18 protein-coding genes are annotated in these 23513 nt (G+C 56.4%); 12 read left to right on the forward strand and 6 right to left on the reverse strand.

The window, feature by feature from the left end; genetic code table 11:
- The first annotated feature begins 431 nt into the window (after positions 1 to 431).
- The 6 genes from B2R17_RS22950 (at position 432) to tsf (ending at position 6679) form a co-directional block, all read left to right on the forward strand.
- Entirely contained in the window at positions 432 to 749 is a 318-nt protein-coding gene (locus B2R17_RS22950) for a co-chaperone GroES (RefSeq protein ID WP_008671259.1), read from the forward strand.
- Between the two features lie 69 nt (positions 750 to 818).
- Entirely contained in the window at positions 819 to 2438 is a 1620-nt protein-coding gene (groL, locus tag B2R17_RS22955) for a chaperonin GroEL (RefSeq protein ID WP_008671258.1), read from the forward strand.
- Positions 2439 to 2629: 191 nt separating this feature from the next.
- A complete protein-coding gene (locus B2R17_RS22960) occupies positions 2630 to 3793 on the forward strand; it encodes an aromatic ring-hydroxylating oxygenase subunit alpha (protein WP_286765843.1) in 1164 nt (387 codons plus the stop codon).
- Positions 3790 to 4329, forward strand: coding sequence for a hypothetical protein (locus tag B2R17_RS22965; protein ID WP_286765844.1), 540 nt, complete (start codon positions 3790 to 3792; stop codon positions 4327 to 4329). Before B2R17_RS22960 ends, B2R17_RS22965 begins: the two co-directional genes overlap by 4 nt.
- 537 nt (positions 4330 to 4866) lie before the next feature.
- A complete protein-coding gene (gene rpsB / locus B2R17_RS22970) occupies positions 4867 to 5649 on the forward strand; it encodes a 30S ribosomal protein S2 (protein WP_011122857.1) in 783 nt (260 codons plus the stop codon).
- Positions 5650 to 5698: 49 nt separating this feature from the next.
- The gene (tsf, locus tag B2R17_RS22975) at positions 5699 to 6679 is read left to right on the forward strand and encodes a translation elongation factor Ts (RefSeq protein WP_286765845.1); all 981 of its coding nucleotides are present in this window, start codon (positions 5699 to 5701) and stop codon (positions 6677 to 6679) included.
- A 109-nt stretch (positions 6680 to 6788) separates the two neighbouring features.
- Here tsf and B2R17_RS22980 read toward each other — a convergent pair whose 3' ends face one another.
- Genes B2R17_RS22980 through B2R17_RS22990 form a run of 3 tightly spaced genes read right to left on the reverse strand, consistent with a single transcriptional unit; the run spans position 6789 to position 10436 of the window.
- Positions 6789 to 7718, reverse strand: a complete 930-nt coding sequence (locus B2R17_RS22980; RefSeq protein ID WP_286765846.1) for a prenyltransferase/squalene oxidase repeat-containing protein — start codon at positions 7716 to 7718, stop codon at positions 6789 to 6791.
- A 1-nt stretch (position 7719) separates the two neighbouring features.
- Positions 7720 to 9453: a flagellar hook-associated protein FlgK gene (flgK, locus tag B2R17_RS22985; RefSeq protein WP_236616092.1), complete on the reverse strand. Its 1734-nt coding sequence runs from the start codon at positions 9451 to 9453 to the stop codon at positions 7720 to 7722.
- 50 nt (positions 9454 to 9503) lie between these two features.
- Positions 9504 to 10436, reverse strand: coding sequence for a DUF429 domain-containing protein (locus B2R17_RS22990; RefSeq protein ID WP_339886617.1), 933 nt, complete (start codon positions 10434 to 10436; stop codon positions 9504 to 9506).
- 73 nt (positions 10437 to 10509) lie between these two features.
- On the opposite strand from B2R17_RS22990, the gene trpB reads away from it, so the two are divergent.
- The 5 genes from trpB to B2R17_RS23015 all read left to right on the forward strand — a co-directional run bounded on the left by trpB (position 10510) and on the right by B2R17_RS23015 (position 15561).
- Positions 10510 to 11733: a tryptophan synthase subunit beta gene (trpB, locus tag B2R17_RS22995; RefSeq protein WP_286765848.1), complete on the forward strand. Its 1224-nt coding sequence runs from the start codon at positions 10510 to 10512 to the stop codon at positions 11731 to 11733.
- 89 nt (positions 11734 to 11822) lie between these two features.
- On the forward strand, positions 11823 to 12842 hold the full coding sequence (locus B2R17_RS23000) for a class I SAM-dependent methyltransferase (RefSeq protein ID WP_286765849.1): 1020 nt from the start codon (positions 11823 to 11825) through the stop codon (positions 12840 to 12842).
- On the forward strand, positions 12842 to 14080 hold the full coding sequence (locus tag B2R17_RS23005) for an aminotransferase class V-fold PLP-dependent enzyme (RefSeq protein ID WP_286765857.1): 1239 nt from the start codon (positions 12842 to 12844) through the stop codon (positions 14078 to 14080). Before B2R17_RS23000 ends, B2R17_RS23005 begins: the two co-directional genes overlap by 1 nt.
- Before the next feature lie 6 nt (positions 14081 to 14086).
- Positions 14087 to 14623 carry a pantetheine-phosphate adenylyltransferase gene (coaD, locus tag B2R17_RS23010; protein WP_286765850.1) on the forward strand — a complete coding sequence of 179 codons (537 nt, stop codon included), beginning with the start codon at positions 14087 to 14089 and terminating at the stop codon, positions 14621 to 14623.
- Positions 14620 to 15561, forward strand: coding sequence for an AraC family transcriptional regulator (locus B2R17_RS23015; RefSeq protein WP_339886616.1), 942 nt, complete (start codon positions 14620 to 14622; stop codon positions 15559 to 15561). The genes coaD and B2R17_RS23015 overlap by 4 nt, the downstream gene beginning before the upstream one ends.
- Before the next feature lie 3 nt (positions 15562 to 15564).
- Here the strand turns inward: B2R17_RS23015 and B2R17_RS23020 are convergent, their stop codons facing one another.
- Positions 15565 to 19341, reverse strand: coding sequence for a YhaN family protein (locus B2R17_RS23020; protein ID WP_286765852.1), 3777 nt, complete (start codon positions 19339 to 19341; stop codon positions 15565 to 15567).
- Positions 19338 to 20633, reverse strand: a complete 1296-nt coding sequence (locus B2R17_RS23025; RefSeq protein WP_286765853.1) for a metallophosphoesterase family protein — start codon at positions 20631 to 20633, stop codon at positions 19338 to 19340. The genes B2R17_RS23020 and B2R17_RS23025 overlap by 4 nt, the downstream gene beginning before the upstream one ends.
- Before the next feature lie 77 nt (positions 20634 to 20710).
- On the opposite strand from B2R17_RS23025, the gene B2R17_RS23030 reads away from it, so the two are divergent.
- Positions 20711 to 21259, forward strand: a complete 549-nt coding sequence (locus tag B2R17_RS23030) for a hypothetical protein (RefSeq protein WP_099261695.1) — start codon at positions 20711 to 20713, stop codon at positions 21257 to 21259.
- Here the strand turns inward: B2R17_RS23030 and B2R17_RS23035 are convergent.
- Positions 21230 to 23513: DUF11 domain-containing protein (locus tag B2R17_RS23035; RefSeq protein WP_286765854.1), on the reverse strand; the 2284-nt coding region annotated here is incomplete at its 5' end. The genes B2R17_RS23030 and B2R17_RS23035 overlap by 30 nt on opposite strands.

Genomic DNA, 23513 nt, shown 5'->3' on the forward strand with positions numbered 1-23513 from the left:
TAGCACGGCGGTCCCCGCCGTGAATCCAACTTGTGTCTTGTATCCCCGTGTGGATGCTTGATCAGTGTTCGAGGTCATCCGATTCGGCAAAGCGTCCGGTCGGAACCGGGCCGACTCGCTGCGTCGGGGAATGAAGTGGCAGTTCCACCGCGAGTGCCACCGTGGCGGGCTGTCATCCGTGAGCTTCTGAAGCGTTGGCGGGATTCGCTGATTTGGCGTAAGTTCTTATTGGGTAGTGCCTTGCGTCGTGTTCTTTGTGGCGCGGCACGGCGATTGCTTATTCGGCGGCTTCAACGAACAAAGCTGCCATTTTGGTTGGCCGTGACGTCGGACCGCTTGCGAGATCGGTCTGATCAGTCAGCCAATAAGGGGCAGCCCCACCACACATTTCCCCCACATCTCGACTCAATACCACGAAAGGTGTCACGGACATGGCTGCAGCCACCAAGAGTGCAACCAAAATTCGTTTGCAACCCCTCGGCGAACGCATCGTTGTTCAGCGTGAGGAAAGCGAAACCACGACTGCCGGCGGCATCGTGCTTCCCGATTCGGCCAAGGAAAAACCCGCTCGCGGAACCGTTGTGGCCTTGGGCACCGGCAAATTGCTGGACGACGGCAGCCGAGCTGACTTCCAACTGGCCACCGGCGACCGCGTGTTGTTCAGCAGCTACGCCGGCGAAACTGTCGAAGTTGATGACACCGAATACCTGCTCATGCGAGAAGACGACGTCCTGGCCGTGATCGAGTGATCTCGACGGCTCGGCGAACACGTCGATCTGAAACCCATCTCTGCAAACCTTTAATTCTGATAGACAACCATGCCAAAAATCATTGCCTTTGACCAAGAAGCACGCGAAGCGATTCGCCGCGGCGTGTCCAAGCTCGCTCGCACCGTCAAAGTCACCTTGGGACCCAAGGGTCGCAACGTGATTTTGCAAAAGAGCTTCGGCAGCCCCACCGTGACAAAAGACGGCGTGACCGTTGCCAAGGAAATCGAACTGGAAGACCCCTATGAAAACATGGGTGCGTCGATGGTTCGCGAAGTCGCTAGCAAGACCAGCGACGTTGCCGGTGACGGAACGACCACCGCAACCGTGATGGCCGAAGCGATCTTCAACGAAGGCCTCAAAGCCGTCGTCGCTGGTGTCAACCCAATCCAAATGAAGAGCGGCATCGAAACCGCTGTCTCGGACATCACCGAGCAACTTCACAGCATGGCGGTCAAAGTCAAAGACCAAGAAGCCATGGCCAACGTCGCGACCATCGCCAGCAACAACGACCGTGAAATCGGAACGTTGCTCGCCGACGCGATGAGCAAGGTCGGCAAAGACGGCGTCATCACCGTCGACGAAGGCAAGAGCCTGCAGACCGAACAAGAATGGGTCGAAGGCATGCAGTTCGACCGCGGCTACTTGTCGCCTTATTTCGTGACCGACTCGACCAGCATGGAAGTCGTTCTTGAAGACGCCTACGTCTTGGTCTTCGAAAAGAAGATCAGCAACATCAAAGACATGGTGCCGTTGCTTGAAAAAGTCGTTCAACAAGGCAAGCCATTGTTGATCATCGCCGAAGACGTCGACGGCGAAGCACTCGCAACGCTCGTCATCAACCGTCTGCGTGGCACGTTCACCGTGTGTGCTGTGAAGGCACCTGGCTACGGCGATCGTCGCAAAGCCATGATGGAAGACATCGCGATTTTGACCGGTGGTCAAGCGATCTTCGAAGCTCTTGGCGTCAAGCTGGAAAGCGTCGACCTGCCACAACTTGGTCGTGCCAAGAAGATCATCGTCGACAAAGACAACACGACGGTCATCGAAGGTGGCGGCAAGAGTGCTGACATCAAGGCTCGCATCGACCAAATTCGTCGCGAAATCGAGCTCAGCACCAGCGATTACGATCGCGAAAAATTGGAAGAGCGTTTGGCCAAGTTGGCCGGCGGTGTTGCCAAGGTGAACGTCGGTGCGGCGACCGAAAGCGAAATGAAAGAAAAGAAGGCTCGCGTCGAAGATGCATTGCACGCGACTCGCGCTGCCGTCGAAGAAGGCATCCTGCCCGGTGGTGGCGTTGCTTTGCTGCGTGCCAGCGGCAAAGTCAAACCTGCTGACACTCTGAGCGATGACCAATTGGTCGGTTACAACATCGTTCTGCGTGCTTGCCGTGCTCCGTTGACCATGATCAGCGAAAACGCTGGCCAAGACGGCGGCATCGTCTGCGAAAAAGTTTTGGCGATGAAGGGCAACGAAGGCTACAACGCGTTGACCGACGTCTACGAAGACTTGGTCAAGTCCGGTGTCATCGACCCAACCAAGGTGACTCGCACCGCATTGGGCAACGCAGCCAGCGTCGCAACCTTGTTGCTGACCAGCGACGCGTTGGTTGCAGAGAAGCCTGAAAAGAGTGGCAAGGCCGGCCACGGTGGCGACCACGACATGTATTGATCCAGTCGGGCCGAACGTTCGGTTCAGCCCTCTGTGTTCCAAACATCAAACCCTTCGCTGTTCTTCGGCGAAGGGTTTTTTGTTGGTTGTATGGTTCCACGCAATCATGATCGCGACCAACAACATCATCGAGCTTCGGTGGCTATGTTTGGATGTGAAGTTATCTGTGTGTCCTTCCTCTCACATCGCTCATGTTCGTCAACCAATCCAAGTTGCCGCATCTTCTGTTGCCGGAACACTACAGCAGCCAGTCGCAACATGAGGTCGAGTTGGAGACGATGTTCCGGCCGCAGTGGCATTGGGTTGGTTCGTTGCATGACGCTCCCGACGATGGGGACTTCTTCACCCGCGAACTGTTTGGCGTTCCCATTTTGGTGCGGAACCACCAAGGTGCTTATCACTGCTTTCTCAATGTTTGTCCCCACCGGCACAGCACACTGTCGAACGAACGCTGCGGCAGCAGTCCGACATTGAAGTGCCAATACCACGGATGGGAGTTCAACGTCGATGGTTCAAGTGGTCGTATTCCGGATGCGAAGAACTTCCGCCCGATGAGTGGCGGTCCGGAGTGTTTGAAGAAGTTTTCAGTCTCCGTTCACGGGCCTTTGATTTTTGTATCGCTACATCAGAGTTGTCCGCCACTGACTGATCAATTCAAACCGTTTGCGACGGTGACGGAAGAGTTTTCAGGTGATCGCTGGGCTCATGCCGAGACCTGGCATTACGATTTCCCCGCGAACTGGAAAGTGGTGGCGGAGAATACGGTCGAGTCGTATCACCTGGAATCAGTGCATACGGATAGCTTTCGGTTTGAACCGGAAGATGAAATCGAGCACGAAATTCATGATGGCGGAACGATCATGCGTGCCACGATTCATGCATCGCCGAACGCGATGCGTTTTTCGCGGTGGGTGACATCGCAGCTCCATCCCGATTGCTCCCCGCGGTACCGGATGTATCACCTATTTCCACATCTGTTTTTGATGCGGGCCGACGCGATGCTGCAGGCGATGGTGTTGATGCCGACGTCCCCGATAACTTGTCGGGCGACTGTGTCCGTCTTTGTGCTTCGACGCGAGCAGGAAACGGCGTGGTCGAAATGGCTGACTCGTTTTTGGGGCCGCATCAAAACATCTGCTGTCAAGAAAATCTTGGCGGAGGATGCGTCGCTCTATCCCGGAATTCAAATGGGAATGGAGCACAGTCCGTTCAAGGGATGCGTCAGCGCACGCGAAGAACTTGTGCATGCCCTGCAAAACCATGTGGCCGAAAAGTGTGGTTTGCAATTGGAGTCCTCCTATGAGGCAGTGACTGTCGGCTTGGGTGGGCCGAGCAGCGACGAAGGTGGGCGATGAGTCAGTGGCCCACAGCGACGGTTCGCTACGTGTTGATCGGCTATGTGCTGATTCCGTTGGCGATCAACGTCGCGATTAATGTGTTTTTGGGATGGTTACTGTTTCTGGATCAGGAATCGGTTCCGGTGTGGGAATTCCCGCAAAGCGTTGCGATGGAAGTTGTTGGCACCGGCTTTCTGTTGCCGTTGATCACGGCGATGATCAGTTCTCGAGTGCTGCTCCGGCACCTTCGTTCTGGGATCGTGCAGCCGGTTCCCAAAACGGAAGTAGGCTCCGGAGTCGTATCGCGATCATTGAGTTGGGTGGGCAGGGGTTTGCAAGGGGCATCGTTTGGCGGTTGCTTGTTGTTTTCGGTGGTGGCGTTTCCGTTTTTGACGATCCCGGCGTTCCTTGCGCTGCTGGGCTTCCCCGACGATTCAGTGGGCCTGTTCACGTTGATCGCGATGAAGGCCGTCTACGCGGGATTGTGTGGTCTGGTGGTGACCCCAGTGATCGCGGTCGGGTTGCTTCGCGATGGCAATCATTCACTGGAGTGAGGCCGGGCCGATTCGTACTCGCGGTCGGTTTCGTTTTGCCTGCGGATCCGGAACAAGTGAATTCGCCGAATCGGAGTCGATTTCGGTTCGGCTTTGGCCGATGAGTGGTGAGTTGAGTGTCTGGGAAATTGCCGCCGCGGTGGCTGTTCTTTGATCGACTCGATGCTGCCCTTTGGGGCATGTCCGAGGGCAGAAGGTCCGATGAGCGTGGTCCCGGGCTGATTCCGCCTCCGCGAAATTCGTGGAATCCCGTGAATTCCTTGGGACGACACGATCGGAAGAAGTCCGTCGGGGTTGCAAATTTTTGCTCTGAGCCGTACTTTTTGCCTTCCTTTCCCGCCCCGCCTGCGTTTTGGCAGGGCGTATCCTTTACCCAGTTCACTGCATTTTGGGGCGAAGGGCACCGAAATCACGCGTTTTCGCGTCGTTTTCACCGCTCTGGGGCTGCTGTTTTCCTGTTTGTTGGAAAGCCAGTTCTCCGAACCCGCAATGGACCAAATCCCGGAGATGCCGCGAATATGCGCGGCAAATATTCTGATGGCGAATGAAATTGTCAAAGAGATGATTGAAGCTGGTGTCCACTTTGGTCACCGCACCAGTCTCTGGAATCCGAAGATGGCTCCTTACATCTTCGGCAAGAAGAACCAAATCCACATCCTCGACATTCGCGAAACGCTTCGCGGTTTGCTTCGAGCGAAGAAGTATCTGTCGCAAGTCGCCGCTGGCGGCAGCTTGATCCTGTTCGTCGGTACCAAGCGTCAAGCTGGTGAAGCCGTCGAAGAGCAGTCGCTGCGTTGCGGCATGCCTTTCGTCAGCGAGCGTTGGCTCGGTGGCACGCTGACCAACTTCCGCACCATTCGCAGCCGTCTGGGCCGTTTGGAAGAGCTGGAAGCACTGCGTGCTGGCGACGGCATCAACGACTACAGCAAGAAAATGCAATCATCGCTGAACCGCGAATATCGCAAGATGTATCGCAACCTGAACGGTCTGCGAACGATGAACCGTTTGCCAGAAGTCATGTTCATCGTTGACCCCGGCAAAGAACGCAACGCAGTTCGCGAAGCCAAACGATTGGGCATCACAACTGTTGCTCTGATCGATACCGACAGCGACCCAAGCCAAATCGATTTGCCGATTCCAGGCAACGATGACGGGATCCGCAGCGTTGAAATGATCATGCGTGAATTGGCCGACGCCGTGATTGCTGGCAAGGGACAAACCCAAACCGAAGCGGCACCGAACGCACAAGCTGCTCCTGAAGCCGCCGCGCCAGCAGAGCAACCTGCTGAAGAAGCTGCCGCCGCGTCAAGCGAAGGCTGATCTCGACCCCACATTCACTGAATTCAATCAACGATTAGGAAACAGAAACATGACGACGATTTCCGCTAAGGCGGTGAGCGAACTTCGCAAGTCCACCGGCGCTGGGATGATGGACTGCAAGAAGGCACTGGAAGAATCCGGTGGCGACTTGGACGGCGCAATGGACTACCTCCGCAAGAAAGGCCAAAAGGTCGCCGCGAAACGTGCGGACCGCGAAGCTTCCGAAGGCGTCGTGGCTGCCGTGGTCGAAGGCAACAAAGGTCTGCTTCTGTCGCTTGGTTGCGAAACCGATTTCGTTGCTAAGAACGAAGCGTTCATCGAGTTGACCAACACCATCGCCAAGATGGCTTTCGATGCTGATTGCAAAACCGTCGATGACGTCAATGCACTCGAAATTGACGGGACGACTGTCAAGGAACGTTTGGTCAACGAAACCGGCAAGGTCGGTGAAAAGATCGAAGTGACGAACCTGGAAGTTGTTGAAGGCGAAAAATTGTCTTCGTACATCCACGCGGGTGCGAAGATCGGCGTTTTGGTTTCTTACAAAGATGGCTCAAAAGACGGTGCGGATCAGTTCTTCCGCGGCGTTTCGATGCACATCGCTGCTATGAAACCACAGATCCTCGATCCAAACGAATTCGACGAAGATTTCGTTCAGAAAGAAACCGAAGCTCTTCAGGCTCAGATCAACGCTGAGAATGAGTTGAACGAGAAGGAAAACCTCGGCAAGCCGATGAAGAACGTTCCTCAGTTCGCTAGCCGTCGCCAACTGACTCCTGAAGTCTTGGCTGCGACTGAAGAAGCCATCAAGGCTGAACTGAAGGCCGAAGGCAAGCCTGAGAAGATCTGGGACAAGATCGTTCCTGGGAAGCTCGAGCGTTTCATCGCCGACAACACTTTGCTCGATCAAGAGCGTTGCTTGTTGAGCCAGTTCTACGCCTTGGATGACACCAAGACCGTGGAAGCTGCGATCAAAGAATTCCACCCCGAAGCCGAAGTGGTGGCCTTCAAACGTGTCTCCGTCAACTGATCGTTGAACCGAGAATTTGAAACACAAAACGCCTTGCTCATGGCTTTCATGAGCAAGGCGTTTTTTTGTAATCCAAGCGTAGCCGAATTCGCGGAGAATTCGGACTCTTCTACAAATCCAACGTCTGCAACAACGACATCGTCGCGACGCCATAGAACGTGTATTCGACGTCCGGAGTTTGATCGAGAGCGAAACCGACGAAGCCGCCGTCACGCTGCATCGACTCGGCATAGCTTTGCAAACGCGGTGCATTCAAACGCGAGGCGGCACCAAGGTCGACCAGCGTGATCAGCCCGGTGCAGGAACTCAGCAGGTCCGCAAACGGGATCCGAGTGTTCGCGGCCAATCCGCCTTCATCGCCTTGCATCTCGAGCAGAAATTCGATCGTGTTGGTTTGCTCGGTCGGATCCAAATGGCCGAGCGTCTTGAGCGATCCAATCGCCGCGGCAGTTGGGTTCACACCCGCTCGTTTCGCGACGCGAATTTCTCGGTAGCCGCCATCGGGTTGGTTTTGGCTCGCTAAAAAACGCAAGACGCCTTCCACATCCGGAACGGGAACTTCCATCAGTTCGTGGCAAAGGACTGACAGGAACGTTTGATAGGTGCTGCCCGCACGGCCTTCGGGTGTTTTCGCGAATCCGCCATCTTGAGTGCGAAGTTTGGCCAGCAACGCGGCGACGTTGTCCCGCCACTGATGGTCTTCGTCGGAGATCACGACAACGCCCGATGCCATTTCGAGGATGGCGGCGGCGAAGATCAGCGACATCAGGTCGACGATGGAGTCTCGTTTCTGCATCCGTTGTCGCAGGAAGATGCCGGCAGCTTCGGCTATTTCGGAATCCAGTTCTCCAAGCACCCAAAGCGTTCGCAATGCGAAGCTGGTGTAGTAAGGATCGCTTTCGCCCTCACGGCCAGCGAATCCACCATCGTCGCGTTGACAGTTCTTCAGCCAGTTGGCGTGGCGAGAACGGATGTCGGGATTCAAGCGGCTCGCACCGACGGACAATCGAAGCGTCAGTTCTTGCAGATAGCCACTCAAATCAAATTGCCAACAAGATGTCCAGCATTTCCGCTGCGGTTGAAATCACACGCGAGGAAGCTTGGAACGCGCGTTGGTAAGAGATCATCTTAATCGACTCTTCGTCGATGTTCACACCGGTGATCGCGAGGTGCTGACTTTGGAGAGAAGCGTACAAATCGTTCAGCCCATCGGTCGCACTTTTCTGCACGCTGATTTCGCGTCCCAGGGTCGAGATGGCCTGTTCGTGCATCCCGCGAATCGAACGGTTGCCGAGTTCGTCTAGTGGTTCATCAACGATGTCCAACAGGTTGTAGAGCGTGTTTGTGTCGGCGTTGATGCCGCCTTCGGAAATCGCCAGCAAATCGATGTCGTCTTTCACGACGGAGTTCACGGCGATGTCCACCGCCGATGTTCCGGTGAAGAACGTGTTCATTCCAGCTGCGGCGAGGAAGCCACTGGTGTCTTCGCCAAAGGTGAATTTGGATGTCGCCGAATCACTGTCGATTCGCACTCGCCCGTCGCCCGAGATCGATGCGGTCACGCCTTCAACCGCATTGATGTCGGCAACGATCGATGAGATGGTCGAGTCGTCGATCGTTCCCAGATTTCGAACGTTGATTCGCGTGGTGCTGATCAGTTCACCGCTGGTGTCGACGATGTTGAAATCGAAGCTGCCATTGTTGGGTTCAAATGGCAGTTCAGCGGCACTCAGCGGAACGCCCGGTTCACTGGTGTTGCTGGACACCAAGGATGAGAAACCGGTACGACCTTGGCCTTGAGAGTGGACGCTGTTGACTCCACGAATCAGGGCCGCCGCCATGTGATCCAGGTTCTCGACGTAGTCTCCAAAGACACCGCTTCGAGCTTCGATGGCAGCACCGAGTTTCCCGCCCTTCGCTTTGAGTGGTGCGTCGGTATCGACAATTCGAACTTCCAATCCGCCGGCATCCTCGTCGTAGGCCGAGTAAACCTCGCGGCGATTGCCATCGGCGATCAGGTAGTCTCCGCCGACGAACACGCTGACGTTACCGGACGCCTGTTCTTGGAAGTTGATGTTGACGTAACTGGCGAGTTCTTCGAGGTCGCGATAGCGTTGGTCGCGAAGACCGGTTGCGTCGCTTCCGAGTGTCCCGCCGCCTTCGATGGTTGCAATCTCGACGTTGAGCTGTGCGATTCGTTCGGTCAGTCGATTGATCTGCGTGGCGGCATCGTCTACTTCCGCGTTCCAGCCGTCTTGCAGTTCGCCGGCTCTGGTCCGGATTTGTTTCATGCTGGTGGCGAGAGCTTCGCCTTGGATGATCACAAATTCACGGGTGGCCGCGTCGTTGGGCTGCGTCGACAGGTCATGCAGTGCGTTGTTAAAAAGACTGAATTGCTCGTTCAATCCGCCGCCATCAAGGTCCGTGATTAACGTTTCGAGTTGGCCGTAGGCCGAACTGAGCGAGTCCGCACCGGCCGCCGCAGTCTTGGCGTTGAACATCCGTTCGGCCAACTGCTGGTCGATGACCTGCACGACACCGGTGGCGCGGACACCGTGACCTTGGATCAAGTTGCCCTGGCGATAGGCCACCGCGGGCGTCTGTTCGAGACGCTGGCGGATGTAGCCTTCGGTGTTGGCGTTGGCGATGTTGTTGCCAACGACTTGCAGTCCAATCTGGGCCGCGTCGAGTGCGCCCTTTGATTGTTGAATGGTGCCGAACAGCCCCATGGTCGTCTCGCGAAAGTGTGAAGCCGAACGATCGTGCGCGCACACGTGTATTCGTTGGATCGGCACACTCGGGCGTTAAACTTGACCCAATCGGCTCAACAGTAAACAAAGCCTTCGCGTGGGTAGCGGTCGTGCTTGGCGATTTGGCGATGGTCCACGCGATTCCAACCGGACCAAGCACCCACACCCGCCAGAACGGCGTCCAAAGCGTCGCCACCAGGATTGCTCAAGATCACCCGTCGTCGGTGAGCGGAGATTTGAATGATCTCTCGAAGGCCGCGGAGGATTTGCTGGCGCGTTCGAAGATGGACCGCGTCGATTGGCTTATTCCCGGTTTGCTTGTATCGCTGGTGAGGCAGCTGCATTCGTTTCAGCGTTGACGAAGGACAGGCCTCAACCACGATGTTGCGTATGGCGGTGGAGGCTTTGCCGGTCATCGATCGGGCGAGCTTGTCCGCTTGGAATGGCATGACGGTGGTTGTGGGCGAATCCTTGATTGGTAGCAAGACGTCTCGCATGCCGTGAAACGTTTGGTAGATGATTCGGTAGTGGTAGCAATCAAAAGGCGTTTGCGTTTCGCGATCGGATTCACGACGAATGTGAATCGCGCCGGATCGCTGGCGAGCCAATTCCACCAGTAACCGCCCATAGCTTTTCGCGTCGCCTGAGTGAATCGCGACATGGTTCAGTTGATCGTTCCAGCTTCCCAGATCCAGCTCGACCGGCAATCCAAACGGAAAGTCCATTCCCCACAGGGCATCCTTGCTGGCCATGATTCGATTCGTCAGCCACGGATAGACGCGTTCTCGTTCGTCCTGCCCGGCGACCCGCCCGAGTGGTTGAAGATCCACCAGCTTCAGCGGCGGCGAAGTGGAGCAATTCGGCGAAATCTGAATTTCGGCGATCCAGGCGTTCTTTCCAGCCAAGGCGGCACCGCTGAAGTCGACCCCGAACACGGTTTGGAAGCAAACCTTGGCCCCAGAAGTGCGAAACATCGCTCCGTACGTGTCTCGCTTCACGTTGACCAAGTTTTGTTCTCCAGTGACAATTCGGTTACGGAAGTCTTCGAACCCATTTCGTTTTTCCCGCTGAAACTACCTCATGAGTACCGCCCCGTCGCAGCAACACGCCTCCGCCCAAGTCCCCGATCCCCGCGGGCGATTTGGCGATTTTGGTGGCCGTTTCGTTCCTGAAACACTCACGCGGGCACTCGATGAGCTCTCCGAAGAGTACGAGAAGGCCAAGCTTGATCCCGAATTCCAGCGTGAATTGGACGGCTTGCTGAAGACCTTTGTCGGTCGTCCCAGCCCGCTGTACCACGCCAAACGGTTGTCGTCGGCCGTTGGCGGAGCCCAGATTTGGTTGAAACGCGAAGACCTCAATCACACCGGTGCTCACAAAATCAACAACACGATCGGGCAGGCTCTGCTGACGTTGCGAATGGGCAAAACCCGAGTGATTGCCGAAACGGGTGCCGGACAACATGGCGTGGCGTCGGCGACGGCGTGCGCTCACTTTGGGCTGCCCTGCACCGTTTACATGGGTGCCGAAGACATTCGGCGGCAAAAACCCAACGTCTTCAGCATGAAGTTGCTCGGCGCCAATATCTCGGCCGTCGAGTCCGGTTCGCGAACGTTGCGGGACGCGGTCAATGAAGCGATGCGAGACTGGATGGCTTCGGTCGAGAACACCCACTACATCATCGGCAGCGTGATCGGTCCTCACCCGTTCCCCATGATGGTTCGCGATTTTCAATCGGTGATCGGTCGCGAAACTCGCGAGCAGTGCCGGGACACGTTTGGGCGTTTGCCCGACTGCGTCGTTGCCTGCGTCGGTGGTGGCAGCAACGCGGCCGGCATGTTCTATCCGTTTGTGGAAGATGAAGGCGTGCGAATGGTCGGCGTCGAGGCTGGCGGTCGATCCGCAACAGCCGGTGATCATGCGTCGCCATTGTCATACGGAAACCCCGGTGTCTTGCACGGCAGTTACAGCTACGTGATGCAGGACGAAGATGGTCAAACATGCGACGTGCATTCGATGAGCGCTGGGTTGGACTATCCCGGTGTTGGTCCAGAACACAGTTATTGGAAAGACACCAAACGCGTTGACTACATCGATTGTCGTGACGATGAGGCGATGACCGCGTTTGAACGATTGGCATCCAGCGAAGGTATCTTGGCAGCGTTGGAAACGTCCCATGCGGTCGCCAAAGCCATCGAGATCGCTGGCAAGATGTCGGACCAAGAACACCTGGTGATCTGCTTGTCCGGGCGAGGCGACAAGGACTCGATGGAAATCGCTCGTCTTCGCGGCGAAGAGTGGTGAGCCACGGATGCGTCTGACCTTTCGTTGGACGTCCTCTCACGACTTTTTGCAGATATCACCTGACCGTTTGACTCTTCTTCTCTGATTGTATGTCCGCCCAAGACCGTACCCTGGATCACTACCAGGAATTGATGACCATCAACGCCACATCGCATGTGTTGCGAACCGGCCGTGAACTGGGGTTGTTCGACGCTTTGTTGGAAGGCCAGAAAACGTTGGAGGCACTGGCGGAACGCACGGGTTTGCCTGAGTCGCGGTTGTTGCTGTTGCTGCGACCTCTGACGTCGGTGGGCATCATCGAGAAGTATGCCGAGGACTATGCGATCTCATCGGTGGCTCGACTGTTGTGCCAATACGACGCGGACTTGGGCGACGCGGTTTGGCGAGAGGCTCCCACAGCTTTGAAATCGGAATCGCAATCGTCCGCCGAAACCGCTGTCCCGCAAAGCCGTTTTGATTCCATCGCCGCGACTCAGTGGGTGCACACGCCCGCGGCGATGCAGGCGGCCGAGATCTTGGACTTTGGACCGACGCCGGGAGAAGAGGGCGAAGGCGAGGGCACGGTTCTGAGTTCTGATGAATCGAAACCCCAGACCTTGCTGGACCTGGGATGTGGTTCAGCGGTTTGGAGCTGTGCGGCGGCTCACCGTGATCCTCAATTGAGCGTCACGCTGGTCGACCATCCCGGTGCCTTGGAAGCCGCCATGGCAACGGCCAATTCAATCGAGTTGGGTGATCGCTTCGAATCGATCGAAGGTGATGCGCTCACCGCGGAGTTGCCGGAAGGCCAGTTTGACCATGTGCTGATCGCTCAACGACTCAACAGCTACTCGCCCGATCAAATTCGCCTGATGTTGCAACGTGCGACGTCAGCGGTGAAGCCCGGCGGACGAGTGATCGTGATTGATTCGTTTGAAGGTCCGAACCGACCGAGTCTGGCAGAGTCGATCGAAGCGTTGCGGATCGGAATCGAAACCGCAGGCGGTGCGGTGCCCGAGCTGAAAGAGGCTCAGGAGCGAATGAAAGATGCCGGGTTGGAATCGATCCAGTTCACCTTCATCGCCGCCAGTCGCGTTGGTTTGGGATTGATGACGGGAATCAAGCCGTGATGGTTTCCAAGCCTTCGTCGCGAGACGCGAGTGTGCCAGTCGGATCTGACATGGGTGAGGATCCGTGGTTGTGGTGGCGAGACCGAATGCCGGTAACCAAACATTGGGCTTACTTTGATCACGCGGCCGTGGCTCCGATCAGCCAACCCGCCGCGGAAGCCCTTCGTTCATTTGCTGATGTTGCCGCATCGCACGGGGACGTCCACTGGATGGATTGGTCCAACGCCGTCAATCGACTGCGATACTTGACGTCGGATTTGATTCATTGCGACAAGGAAGAAGTCACCTTGGTTCCCAATACCACCACGGGAATCAATCTGGTTGCCGAAGGTTTGGATTGGAAACCCGGTGACAACATGGTTGTTCCGGAGAGCGAGTTCCCAAGCAACCTGTATCCATGGCTCAACCAGCAATCTCGCGGCGTTGAGATTCGAATCGTTCCGCGTCGTGAAGGGCGCGTCGAAGTGGCTGATTTGATGGGTCAGGTCGATGAACGCACGCGGTTGATTTCGGTCAGTTGGGTTGGTTACGCCAGCGGCTTTCGTGTGGATCTGGATCGATTGGTGAACGAAGCCCACGAACGCGGCGTGCTGGTGTTCCTCGATGCGATCCAGGGTTTGGGCATGTACCCGCTCGACATGCGAACCTGCGATGTCGACTTCGTGGCCGCCGATGGACACAAGTGGTTGCTGGGACCCGAGGGAGCCGGGGTGGCGGTGATTCGCAAACGCCATTTGCATTCGCTGCGTTGTCCGACTGTGGGTTGGAAGAGCGTTGAGAACGCTCACCTGTTTTCAGGATCCAAGTTTGAGTTGCGTGAGGACGCATCTCGTTTCGAGGGCGGTTCGCTGAACCAATCGGGAATGATCGCATTCGCGGCCAGTTTGGAGATGTTCACCGCCGTTTCACAGCGATTCGGTGCCGACGCGATAGGAAACCGCGTTTTGGAACGTGCTCAGCGTCTTCGCACGATGCTGACTCAGGCCGGTGCGAAGTTGTTGTTTGGCCCGTGGGATGAGACACCTCACGCCAGTGCGATCACGACGTTTGAAGTGCCGGGGGAATCGCCCGACGATTTTCGCACTCGGGCGCTCGATGCGGGCGTGGCGATCAGTTGTCGCGGTGGCGGCATTCGGGCCAGCGTTCATGTCTATAATGACGACGCGGATTTGCAACGACTGGCCGATTTGGTCGCCTCGTCCCCCGCTGTCTCTTCTTCCAATCCAGCGCGGAGCTGATCTGTTTTGACTCTGAACTCCTCCCATGACGCGGGTGAGCTTTCGCACTCCATCGCTGTTTACACCGGGTCATTCGATCCCGTCACGCTTGGGCATTTGCACATCATTGAACGTGCATCGAAGTTGTTTGACACGTTGGTGGTCGGGATCGGCATCAATGCCGACAAGAAGTCTTTGTTCAATCCGGAAGAACGCATCGAGTTAGTGCAAACGATCTCGAATCACTTGCCCAACGTCCGTGTTCAAACCTTTGATGGTTTGGCGGTTGATTTCGTTCGTTCACTTGGGGCGGGCGTCATGGTGCGAGGCATCCGGCCGCTTACCGACATCGCGGGCGAGTTCACCATGATGATGGCCAATCGTCAGCTGGATGCAGATATTGAAACCGTGTTCTTGATGGCCGACGAACGGTTTGCTCACGTCAGTTCATCGCTGTTGAAACAGATCGCTGCACTCAGCGAAAACGACGATCACTTGGCGAAATTTGTACCTCGTCCAATCATTCCGTCATTGCGGGCCAAGCTGGCTGCTCCATCCGTGTGATCGTTCCGGGGATCCAATCGATGTCCGGAAACTCGCCACACTCTCAGTCGTCCTCGCCGACACGTGCCCGGCAGGTTCGCACGGCGATGTCAGAGCAGTTGCCGCCATGGGGTGTGTTGGTGCTGGAGAGTCATCACGCTCCCGATTTTTCGATGCAGTGGCGTGAGCACGCGTTCGTCAAAATCGTTTACTTCCTCAGCGGCGCGGGGATGTTTCACCTCGATGATCGAGTCATCGAATTCTCAGCTGGCGATGTGTTCGTGATTGCACCGCATCAGCGAAATCGAATTTGTGATGGCGAAGGAACACCGTCCAGTTTGTATGTCGGCTGCATTTGCGAGAATGTGTTGAAGGCGGAGCCCGTCACCGCAGAAAAGATTGCTTCGGGCAAGTTGTCGGGCGGTAGTCGGCAAACGCATTTTGTCGCCTCAACTTTGCGGCGGATGGTTTACACGCAAGACTTGGCATTGGCTTCGTGTGGCGTCGACATGATGATCGACGCTTGGCGTTTGCTTCGGGGCGTGACCGATTTCGATTGCAATCGAAAGGAAGGCGATGATGCGGTGGCTCTTGAGCCAAACAGCGTCGCTCATGCAACTGACGCCGAAATCGTCCAGCAATACATCGACGAGTTGCAGACATCGTTCTTGGAAGCAACGACGATTGATGCCGCTGCGAATCAACTCAACTTGTCTCGCCGCACCTTCACCCATCTTTTTCGTGAGCTGACGGGCACGACTTGGCTGCGACGAGTGCGAGAGCTCGGAATCGAGCACGCCAAGAAACTGTTGCAGGAAACCGATTTACCGATCGCGTCGGTTGCCTTCGAATCCGGTTTCGCTGACCTGTCGACTTTCTATCGAAGATTCACATCCATGGTCGGCCAATCACCGGCCGCCTATCGCCAGCAAGTGGAACGGTCTTCGTCCGAGTTGTGACGATCACGGTGAGAACACGTCAAACAGTGTGTCGGGAGGCGTGAGGCTTGCATCAGGCTTTTTGGGAGATGCTTTGGGAGCCGTCTTCTTTCTTGCCGCTTTCTTCTTCGGTTTTGTGGCTGAAGCGGCCGGTTTGGCGGATGACGCGGAGGCAGGTGAGTTGGTTTCACCCAGCCGGTGCACGTGGTATCCGTTCTCGGGAAGTGTTTCGGATGCCAAATCGACCAAGTGATCGTGGTGCGTGAATAGGATGACTTGAGTGGTGGTGGAGAGTTCCGAAAAGACCTTGAGTGCCGCAGCGGCCCGGCGATCGTCAAGCTGGATCAAGCAATCGTCGATGATCAACGGGATCGCATTGGCGTGAGCCAACTGATGTTTCAGCGACGCCAATCGCAACGCCAAATACAGAGCATCCGCAGTTCCCGTGCTCATGCGATTGGCGGGCACGTCGATCCCGTCTCGAACGCCAAACAGCGATGGTTTGTCGCTGTCGCCGTAGTCGACTCGCAATGATTGGTATTCTTTGCAGGTCAGCGTGGCGAAAAATGATTCTGCCTCGCGTAGCACGGGTTCTTGGTTTTGGTTGCGGTAGTGTTCCATGGCCCGTTGCAAGATCGACGCTGCCAATCGCAGACGGATGTACTCTTCCGATTCCCGTTGGAGTTTCCCGAGCGAGAACTGCATGTGTTGGGAGAGCTTGGATGCCTCGCTGCTTCCATCGATCGCACCCAGTCTTTGATTCAAACTCCAGAGTTCTTTTTGTGATGCCGAGAGTCTTTCGTCCAGTTCATCTTTCTTGTCAGTCAGCTGTTTGAGTTCTTCGACGATCATGGCGGGCTGCTGGTCCCGCAAAGATTCAACAAACGATTCGCGATCTTGACCACTCGCCCAATGATCCAACTGGGATTGCAAGTCTTCCACTTTGGACTGGGCGAGGATGCGCCGACGACTGCGTTCTTCCACTTCGCCCAGCTCCTCCGGGGCGGAACAATGGGCTTCGTCGCAGAGTTGTTGCTGCGTTATCGTGAGTCGTTGCAACTGCTCGTTGGCGTCCGCGAGTTCGCGTTCGCGTTGGCGGAGTTGCTGTTGGACTTCGTCGCGAGCGCTGCGAGCACGTTGTTCCCGTTGCAAACGTTCGTGTGCCGAGTTGATTGTTTCAGCCAACTCGGTCAAGCCGGTGGTGTCAACTGATGGATTGATCGAGGGTTCTGAGTCGGCCTTTGGCGAGGCCAAGGAATCATGTAGCCGAACTGCTCTTCGGACAAAGGCATCGTTTTCTTTGCTGATCGAATCGATGCGAAGCGAAATGTCGTCTCGTTGCTTCTTTTGACCGATCAGCTGCGTGATCGAATCCATCATCGACAACGCGTCTTGCGGAGCGGGTTTGGATGTCAGTTTGAGCGACGCGGTGAGTTCGTCCCACTGTTGATCCCAAGCGTCCAATGCGCTCTGTCGACGTTGCAGCTTGGATTCCAAGCCGGGGATCTCGGTTCTGCATTCGTTGCGTTTGTTCTCGCGTTGTTCGCGAAGTTTGAGTTGTTGAGTCTGCTCTGCACGTTGGGTCAATGCCACGTCATGCAGACGCGAAAGAGTGGTGCTGGTTTGTTCGAGTGAATCCTCGGACGAGTTGTCGGAGCCTTCCATTTCCAACGCCTGTTGCAGACGCGAAATGGCTTGTCGAAGTTGCGCATGCGATTGATCGCGTTCGGCGATTGCAGTTTGCAACTCCGCAAAGTGTTCGATCAATTTTTGATGATCCGACATCCAGGTTCGCATTGCGTCGGGATCACTTGCTGAGATGCCAGCCGCTTGCCAAATGGCTTGCCAGTTCTCTTGAGCCTTTGACAGGGAGTCTTGCGCGGCGGCCAGCGCGGCGTCGTGTTCGGAAGATTGTCGACGCAGTTGGTCCAGGTTGTTCTGAGCGGCTTGTCGTCGATAGATCGATTCGTGTTGCGACTGGAAGACGTCCGCGAGCGAATCGGCGCGATGGATCGCCAGTTCGGCTGCAGCAAGCTGTGCGGCCCATTGGTCGGCGGTGTATGAATCTGCGTTCTGCTTCATCGCATCGATGATTTCGTCGCGGCGCTGACGAGCGTCGCGAAGATCTTCGGGCGTGGGGAGGTCCCCCGTGTCCGCGTTCAACGAGGTGAGCTTTTCTTCCGCGTTGGCGAGGGTTTGTTGAAGTTCCTGACCACGTTGCTGGCTCAACATGACGTCTTTGCCAGCCCGGTCGAGTGCTTGTGTCAGATTCGTCAACTGTGACTGCGTCGGCAGCGACAGCTCGACAGCGGATTGAATCGCATCGTCATCGCCGTTCGAGTCGAGTTTCAATCGACGGTGAATGGTTTGGCATTCGCGAGCCAGTTTTTCGACTTGCGATTGTTCTCGGCGGGCGGCTTCGATCCAGCGTTCCGGTGCACCCATTTCATCGAGCGTACGGTCGAGCAACTGGAACTGCGTTGGCGCGTTGGACTCGGCCAATGCCTCCTCGGCCATCGTCAGTTCTCGCTTGGCTTGATCGAGCTGGTCCGAGGCGTCATCGCGTTGTTGGAGCAGTTTCTCGAATTCGCTGGCCAATCGTTGAATTTTGGCCCGTTGCGACTCACTGATTTGCAGCGAGTCCACTTGTTGTGTCAACGCATCAGAATCGGTTGCCTGTTGTTTAGATGCGGGCGGGACTTCAGCGAAGGCCAAATCATGGAGCTGCGATCGCATCTCTCGTTCAAGGGCCGCCAGCGATTGTTGCAGTGTTTCTTTTTCGATTTCGGCTTTTTCACGACCGGGAAGTTCGCGATACAACGCGAGGATTTCATCCTCGAAGAGTCCGATGGATTCATCGTTTCCGAGTTGCTTCAGTTGCTCCGTCAAATCGACATGGTTTTGTTGCAAGGTTTGCAGCAGACGGGTTGTCGATTTCTGTTCTTGTTCCCATTCGCGTCGTCGATCCGGGAAGTCATCCGAAAGCATGGGCGCGTCTTGCACGCTGGCTAATTCTTGCGTCGCCGTTTTCCAACGCGGAATCAATGGCAAGGCTTGTTCGGCCGACTTCAGTTGAGCGATTTGTTGAGCGAGCGATTGGGATTCTTCACGCCAGCATTGGATTTGCTGTTCCTTTTCAGCCAGTTGCTTTTGCAAGTCGGAGAACTCAGCCGGTGGGACTTGAGCTTCGCGCAGCCGACGACGCATCTCGTCGAGTTCTTGCAGGATGTTGTTGATCGTGGGCGTCTTGCCGGTGCGTTTGAAGCGTTCACTGGCTTCGGAATCAAGTTGTTCATAAATTTCGCGAAGACGCCCGATGCCGGCACCCGCCGAGAACAGGATTTCGCCGAGTTCACCTTCGCCTCGCAATATTTGTTCGCCGCCGAGTAACAGCTCTTCGTGCGACAAACCAAATCGCGAGCGGAAGGTGGCTTCGTCGATGCCGCCGAGCATCTGTGCCAATTCCGAGTCAGCGATTTCGGTTTGGTCGTCTGCACCACGCAGTGTGTTTTTGCGACCTCGACGTCGAATGCACTCGAGAACTTTTTCAGCGCTGGTTCCGTCGCTTGAGTGTGTCGTCAGGCGTCCACCAACACGAAGTTTCGCTGCGGGATGCAGGAAGGCATCGTCGGCTCGAGTGGCCATGCCGAACAACCAGGACGAGATGGCTCGTAGGCTGGTTGATTTTCCGGATTCGTTGGGGCCAACGATCAAGTGGAATCGGTTGGGACCGGCGGAGAGATCGAGGCTGCGTTCGGTGATGTGCCCAAAGGCGATCAGGTCCAAGCGTTCAATGATCATCGTTTGCCTCCTTGCAGTCGGGCGAGCAGTTCGGTGGTTGCTGCTTCGATCCATTCGTGACGTTCTTCAGAATTGTCCAAGCGAATTGGGGCTTGATCGCCGCTGAATTCGGTTGGTAGTTTCTTCAGCAATGGTGTGATCTCGTTGTTCAACCATTCCAAGTCTGCGTTGTCGGATTTCAATTCTTCGATAACGGACAGGATGCTGTGCAGCGGGCCCTCCTGGTTTGCATCGTGTTGTTCGGTGTGTGAACGATCGACTTCGGCCGAGGTTTTGACCTTCAACCGTTCCAGCCAAACCTGTCCGTGGCCGTGGGTGACCGAAGTGGCTCGCAGCGACGCTTCCAAATTGGATTGTTCCCGCATCCATTGGTGATGCAGTGGTGACTCGCCGGACAAGATGACTCGCGTGACCAGCAACCGATCTTCGACCTGTTGCAGTTGGTCGTTCATCCAAGCTTCGTAGGCGTCCATCAATTCATCGGTGTGCGACCATTCGCTTGCGTTGGCATCGAACGTTTCAAATCGAACGACATCGAGTGGGACGAATCGGCGTTCGGTTTGGTTGCGAGAGTCAACGTCGACAATGATGCAACCTTTCGGTCCGGATTCGCGAATGTGTCGGCCTTGGATGTTGCCGCTGAAGACGACCGGGGCGGTGCCTTCAATTTGATGCTCGCCGCGCAAATGAATGTGGCCGAGCGCCCAGTAGTCGTAGCCTTTGTCAGCGAGTTGTTGCGGGGAACAGGGAGCGTACGGGTCGTGCCCGTCCAAACCCGACAAACCGGTGTGCAGAATGCCGAGATTGAACATGCCGCCGGTCGGTGCGGGGTACTCGGCGGCCATGTCGCCGGTTTCGGCTCGTTTGGCATACGACCGACCGTGGATGACGATGCCGAGGTCTTCGAGCACCCGTTGGTCGACCTTCTTTTCGCTCAACAGGATGTCGGATCCGTCGGGGTTCTTTGGCAGCGGCAGGTTCGACGTCATTTTATTGGCGGCGTCGTGATTGCCTCGGATGACGGCGACGTGGATTTTATGGTTGACCAACCGGGTGGCTTGTTTGACAAAGAACAGACCCGTGTTTTGGTCAGGCCAATCGCCGTCGTAGAGGTCGCCTGCGATGACGACCAAGTCGACTTGTTCTTCGATCGCCAAGTCGGTCATGTTTTCGAGGGCACGCCGCGATGCCTCGCGAATTTCGTCGACGGGAGCGTCTTCGTAGGCGTCGAGTTTCTGCAGGGGGCTGTCCAGATGAATGTCGGCGGCGTGAAGGATGCGTCGGTGACTCAAAGGGCTTCCTGCGGGCGGGGTGAGTGGCGGGCAAGTTGGGGACGACGACGTCGTGCCGGGTGGCTAGACTGAGCGTCATGATAACGCACCATGTTCGAATCGGTTTCGCGGGGGAAATCTATCTGGCTCGTGCCCAGCGACGGATTGAACGTGGTCGACGTGTGTTGGTGCGGACGCCTCGCGGGGTGGAATTGGCTGAAACACTATCCGTTTGTGAGGATGGCGACACACCAACCACACTGGAAATTCTCCGGCCGACCACACACAACGATGATCTTTTGATCGAGCGTTTGCAGCGGCACAAGGTTCGCGCGGTTCGCGAATGCCAAGCGATTTTGGCGGAGAGCGAATCTTCAGCGGTGTTGTTGGACGTCGACCAATTGTTCGACGGCGGGACGCTGGTGCTGCACTTTTTAGGGGAACCGGATGCTCTTGGCCGCGAGCTGACCGATGCGATCGTTCGCCGCTACGAAGCCGAAGTCAAGAGCATCGAACTGAGTGATTTGATGCAGACCGGATGTGGCCCGGGATGCGGCACCGCCGACGCTGGTGGATGCGGCGGCGGGTGTTCGTCATGCAGCGGTTGTGGCATCGCCTCAGCGAGACAAAAACAACCGCTTGGATAGGACACGTGGGGCTCGGATCTCAAGTGCGACTTGGTCGTCCTCGTCTGGATCACCATTGCCAGGCACACTGTCGACATCGAACTGATTGGTCTGGGTGACTTCGGCGTTCAATGTTTTCAACCCGCGAGTGTCGACGCGTGCGGTCAAAACCAATTGAACGCTTGCACCGGACGCCAAGGGACCGATGTTCCACTGACCCGTCGCTGGGTTATAAGATCCTTGCTGCGGTGAAGCCGGTGGTACCAGCGTCAATCCATCGGGCAGCAACGATTCAATCACAACACCAGTGGCATCGGAAACGCCGTCGGCATTGGCCGCTGTCAAAGTGATCGTGATGATGTCGTCGACCTCGGGTTCCAAGTTGTCCACCGCCGCGGTGACGCTGACGTCGACGACTTGCGGTGTGACTTCGACGGATGCCAGGTCGTCTTCGTCGCCATCGGCGTTGCCCGGTGTGCTGTCGGGATCGATTTGATCGGACTCGATGATCTCGGCAACGTTGGTCACCGCACCGGACTGTTCAACGATGGCGTTGATTTGCAGTGTCGCAGATTGGTTGGGACCGAGTTGTGTCAAGGACCACAGGCCCGTTTGAGCATCGAACGTGCCCTGCGTTGGCGTGGCATCTTGGAAGTTCAATGAACCTGGCAAGATGTCTCGGATCACAACGTTCGTTGCCGGATCGTTGTTGGCATTGGTGACCGTGACGAGGTACTGAATCGTGTCGCCGCGGTTGGGGTTGGAAATGTCGACGGATTTGCTCAACGACAAGTCGGCACGAGCGATCATCAAAATCGCTGAGTCGGCATCGTCTTCGTTGACGTCCCCGTTTCCAAACACGCTGTTGCGATCAGGTTGGTCGGCGGAGATGACTTCCGCGAAATTGGTGATGCCGTCACGAAGGATGTCGTCGGTGACGGCGTCTTGGTTGACCGATGCGTTCAGCGTCAGCGTGACCGATTCGTTGCTGGGGATGCTCGGGATCGACCAAGTGCCCGACTGCGGGTTGTAGCCTCCGTCGTCGGTCGATGACGAGACAAAGATCAGCCCGGCGGGCAACGAGTCAGCGATCTCGACGTTGGTGGCTGTCGTCGGGCCCGTGTTGGAAACGGTCAATTCAAATTCGACAGGATCGTCCAAGTCAAAACGCGTGCCGTCAACTGTTTTGCTGAGCGCGAGATCGATCAGTTGTGCTTGGACGTCCACCGAGGCTCGGTCGTCTTCGGCTGGATCGGCGTCGCCGTTGCCCGGCGTGCTGTCAGGGTCACGTTGGTCGCTGGCCATGATTTCCGCCACGTTGGTTTGCAACGATTCGGAGTTCACATTCGCGGTCAATGTGAGTGTCGCGGTTTGGCCTGATTCCAGTTCATCGATCATCCAGATCTCGGTGACGGCCGAGTAGGTGCCGTCGGATGTGGTTTGGTCGGTGAGGTCCATTCCGTCGGGCAAGAAGTCTCGGACGCGAATTCCCGTCGCTGGGTCGGGGCCACTGTTGCGAACGGTGATCGTGAAGGTGACCGCATCGCCAAAGTTGGGCGAGGCATTGTCGACGGTCTTGGTCAGTGAAAGGTCGGCGCTGGCGAGCGTGACGATCGCGGCGGCGGTGTCGTCTTCGCCATCATCCAACCCACTGTCAGGAACACTGTCTTGGTCGGCTTGGTCAGCAGCGATCACTTCGGCTCGGTTTTCGAGTGTTTCCACGTCACCGATTGTGCCGGTCAGTTCCAGCGTGGTTTCTTCACCGGATGCCAAATCACCGACGGTCCAAAGTCCGCTTGCGGAATTGAATGCACCGGCGGGCGACGAGGATGTGAAGGTGTATCCATCAGGCAGCGAGTCACGAACGATGATTCCGGTCGCGTCGTCGGGACCATCGTTGCGAAGCGTCAGCGTGAAGGTGACTTCGCCGTTGATCGCGGGACGCTGAGGGGAAGCGGTTTGTGTGAGCGTGAGATCGATGACCGGCGTGGTGATGCTCGCGCTGGCTTGGTCGTCTTCCGCGGCGACGTTGTTGTCGGGCGCCGAGTCGATGTCGTCTTGATCGACGGATGCGACCTCGGCGGTGTTGGTTTGTGTTCCGACTTGGTCGACGATTGCGAACAGGGTCAACGTCGCGGTGGCGTCATTGGCCAAGGAATCGATGGTCCATTCACCCTTGTCGGAATCATAGGAACCGTCGCTGAGCGAGTTCGATTCGTAGGTCATGCCGGCGGGTAGCAAGTCGCGGACGAAGATGTTGGTCGCCGTGTCTCGC

It is taken from the genome of Rhodopirellula sp. UBA1907, assembly GCF_002337565.1.
GTDB lineage: Bacteria > Planctomycetota > Planctomycetia > Pirellulales > Pirellulaceae > Rhodopirellula > Rhodopirellula europaea.